The organism is Paraburkholderia sp. SIMBA_054 (assembly GCF_046534875.1).
GTDB lineage: Bacteria > Pseudomonadota > Gammaproteobacteria > Burkholderiales > Burkholderiaceae > Paraburkholderia > Paraburkholderia hospita.
The window spans coordinates 1-241 of sequence record NZ_JAWRXV010001581.1; the positions used below are offsets into that span (position 1 = coordinate 1).

The 241-nt window shown below is 73.4% G+C and carries 1 protein-coding gene; it reads right to left on the minus strand.

Features of this window, described 5'->3' with window-relative positions:
- On the minus strand, positions 1-241 hold a 241-nt coding region (locus SB822_RS60380; protein ID WP_410859554.1), incomplete at both ends, for a protein-disulfide reductase DsbD N-terminal domain-containing protein.

Below are 241 nucleotides of genomic sequence, written 5' to 3' on the forward strand. Positions count from 1 at the left end.
CGGCGCCAGCCTGCTCCGGCGGCAGCGCGACCTCGATGAGGCGCTTCTGCGGCGGGTAGCAGACGCCGGCATCGGCACAACCCTGGTAGCGCACCGCCAGGGTGACCTTGCCGGCGCCGGGATCGGCATCGCCGGCCAGGACCGCGCGTAGCTGGCCGCGGTAGGTCTCCACGTCGCCGAAGACCTCGTCGTGCTTCTTGTGGCCGTCCGGCAGGGTCAGCGGGCCGGCGTTGAAGCCGGG